Here is a 3,752-nt window from a genome sequence, read left to right as displayed (position 1 = left end):
TAACATCATCACCTGTTACTGAATCGTAGGCTTTGATCTTAGTAGCATCAAGATTCAACTTCGCTTCATCGTAGTCATCTGAGATTCCTACTGATTGGATGTTGTCCTTGTTAGCTGCGTCAAATTTAGTTGTATCCAACCATACTTGGTAAACCAACTTGTCGCCACGTTTAACAGTCTTCGTATTCAAGTTTTGTTTTTCGTTGTTTGATGCATCGTCCGCATATGGGTTCGCATTGGTATCTGCGTACTTGTCTGCCAACTCTTTATCATCATCAACGAGCTTGTCACCTGTGATATCGAATTTCTCTTCAGAAACAACGTATTTCTCTGGTTGGAACTTAGGTTCTTCTGGAGGTGTTACACGGTTGTTAAATTCTTTATCCGCTGGTTCTGTCACGTTTGTGATCAAGGCTTTCGCTGTACCATCATGAGATACAGTAACGGTTACAACAGCAACCATTTCATCGTAAGTGACAGTTGCATCTGTACCCTTAACCTCTGTTACAGTGTACTTGTAAGTACCTTCTTGACCCTTCTTGTATTTAAGGGCTGTAACAGTTTCACCAGCTTTATTTGTGTACTCTACTGGAGAGAATTTAATCTTACCAGCTGCATCGTTGGTTGCAGTTGCAATCACAACATTGTCGCTGTCTTTCAACTCGAATGTGAATTCGCCAGCTTTAAGGTCGCGACCTTCCAATTTCTTAGTGAAGTTGAATTCTACTGAGATTGGAACACTATTTACACGTTTTTCAGTTGGTTTGTTTGGTTTTTCAACTGTCTTGCTTACTGGGTTGTAGTAGTTAACAACTTGAGCTGCTTTGTTTTCGATATCTGCACCAGCTACAACATCGTCTTTCACTGTTGCTGGAATATCAAATTTATAGTAGCGTCCAAATTCGAATTTAGTTGTATCAATGATTTGAGTGTTTTCAGCGTCGCCAAGTGACTTAGTGAAGCCTGCTTTAAGGTTAGCTGTAAGAACACCGTTGTTATCAGTGATATCGAACTTGTTAGTAACATCTGCACCAGTAACTGAGTCGTAAACCTTGATATCTGAAGCATTAACAGTCAATTTATCTTTGTCGTAGTTATCTGTGATTCCTACTGTTTGGATATTGTCTTTGTTAGCTGCGTCAAACTTAGTTGTATCCAACCATACTTGGTAGTAAAGTTTAGATCCACGTTCAACTGTCTTGGTATTCAAGTTTTCAGCTTCGTTGTTGTTTGTATTATCGACATATGGATTTGTGTTTGTTTCACCATATTTATCTGTCAATTCAGAATCGTCATCAACGAGTTTAGTACCAGTGATATCGAATTTCGCTTTAGAAACAACGTATTTCTCTGGTTGGAACTTAGGTTCTTCTGGTGGAGTTACTGTATTGTTGAACTCTTTATCAGCAGCATCTGTTACGTTGGCAACGATTGCTTTAGCTGTACCGTCGTGTGATACAACCACTTTAACAGTAGCAACCATTGTGTCGTATTTGACAGTTGTATCTGTACCAGGAGTTTCTTCTACTGTGTAGTTGTATGTCTTACCAAGATCATCACGACCAAATTTAAGAGTCTTGAAGACAATCTTACCAGCAGCGTCGTTCTTCACGCGTTCAACTTCAACGCCGTCTTTCTTCAATACGAATTCGAATTCGTTAGCTTGAAGTTCACGACCTTCCAAACGTTTTGTGAAGTTCATTTCCACTGGAACTGGAACGCTGTTAACACGTTTTTGTGTTGGTTTTTCAGGTTTTTCAACTGTCTTGCTTACTGGGTTGTAAACGTGAACTGTTTGGTTGGCTGTATTTTCAATATCAGCACCAGCTTTAACAGATTCTTTAACAGTTGCTGGGATATCAAATTTATAGTAACGTCCAAAGGCGAATTTAGTAGTATCGATAACAGGGTTGTTTACTTTATCTTTGATAAATTCATCTTTAGAAGTTGCAGTGATTGTGCCATTTTCAACTTTGATGTCGAATTTAGCAGTCACGTCTGCACCAGTTACTGAATCGTAAGCTTTGATGTCAGAAGCGTTTACATCCAATTTATCAGCGTCGTATGTATCAGATACACCAACGTATTGAACGTTGTTAGCTTCTGTGAATTTAGTAGTATCAAGCCATACTTGGTATACCAATTTAGAACCGCGTTCAACAGTCTTAGTATTCAAGTTTTCTGGTTCGTTGTTGGCAACACCATCAACATATGGATTGGCGTTTGTTGCTGTGTACTCGTTACCAGGAACATCATCGTCATCATCCATCAACTTATCACCAGTGATGTCATATTTCTCTTTAGAAACGACAAATTTTTCTGGTTGGAATTCAGGAGTGTCCGGAGGAGTGACTTTGTTGTTGAATTCTTTATCTGCAGTACCATCAGTTGCTTTACCGTTAGCGTCTACACCACCAGTTGATGTAACGTTTGTAACAGTAGTCAATGTGTGACCATTCTTAGCAACTTCAACTGTCACTGTAGCTTTCATTTGGTCGTAAGTCATTCCGAATTCTTTGTTTTCAGGAATTACTTCTTCTACAGTGTAAGTGTGTGTACCAAGTTTAGTATTGTCAAATGACAATTCAGAGAAGGTTACGTTACCAGCAGCATCATTCTTAACTGTTTCAACTACTGCACCTGTAGAATCTTTCAATACGAAGCTGAATTCACCTGCTTTAAGTTCACGACCTGCCAATTTCTTAGTAAAGTCAAACTTAGTCACAACTGGAGCAACAACATAGTTGTTGAACTCAGTGTCTTCAGGCATTGTAACAGCAGTACTCAAGAGACCTGTAGCGGCATCTTTAGTAACTTTAACTTTCACTACTGCGTTCATAGTATCGTAATCGATATTTGTATCGTTACCAGCTTTTTCACGCACAGTGTAAGTGTGTTCACCTTCAGCGCTGTATTCAATCGCATCAAATGTGATTGAACCATCTGCAGCATTTTTCTTAGTTTGGATGACATTGCCATTTTCAAGCAATTCGAATGTGAAGGCATCTGCTTCAAGTACTTTACCTTCAAGACGTTTAGTGAACTTGAATTGAGCTTGAGTAGGAGCTGATGTGAAGGTATTGTTGAACTCTGTATCTGCAGGAAGAGTATTTGTTGCTTTAAGTACGTGGCCTTCTTTAGTAACAGTAATTGTTACTTCGGCTTTCATCGTATCATATTGCATTCCCGCTTCAGAACCTTGAACTTCTTCCACAGTATACTTGTGAGTACCAACTTGTGTATTGTCAAAAGTCAAATCGTCAAAGGCTACAACACCTTCTTTAGTATTTGTCTTAGTTTGAAGAACTTTACCAGTTGAATCTTTCAATACGAAGCTGAATTCACCAGCTTTCAACTCACGACCCGCAAGAGCTTTGCCGAAGTCGAAACGAGTCTTAACTGGAGCTACTGCAAAGTTGTTGAACTCTGTATCTTCTGGCATTGTAACATTAGCAGTCAAGATACCAGATGCAGCATCTTTAGTAACGTTAACAGTTACTACTGCATTCATATCATCGTAATCGATGTTTGTATCTGTTCCAGCTACTTCACGTACAGTGTAAGTGTGAGAACCTTCTTTATCGTAAGAAATAGCGTCGAATTGGATTGTTCCGTCAGCCGCATTCTTCTTAGTTTGGATTACTTTACCATTTTCAAGTAATTCAAATGTGAAGGCATCCTTAGTAAGCTCTTTACCTTCAAGTTTCTTAGTAAACTTGAATTGTGCTTGTGTTGCAGCAGGTGTGAAAGTA

The 3,752-nt window shown here is 39.0% G+C and carries 1 protein-coding gene; it reads right to left on the bottom strand.

Translation table 11 applies throughout. The annotated features are described in order from the left end of the window. Nucleotides 1-3,752, bottom strand: a 3,752-nt coding sequence (locus HMPREF2867_RS07740; protein WP_305366817.1) for a Spy0128 family protein, incomplete at both ends; no start/stop codon positions are given.

The sequence above is a fragment of the Streptococcus sp. HMSC064H09 genome (genome assembly GCF_001812625.1).
In the GTDB taxonomy this organism is placed as follows: domain Bacteria; phylum Bacillota; class Bacilli; order Lactobacillales; family Streptococcaceae; genus Streptococcus.
Note: the sequence above shows the minus strand (reverse complement) of the source record. Positions and strands in the feature narration are given on the sequence as shown.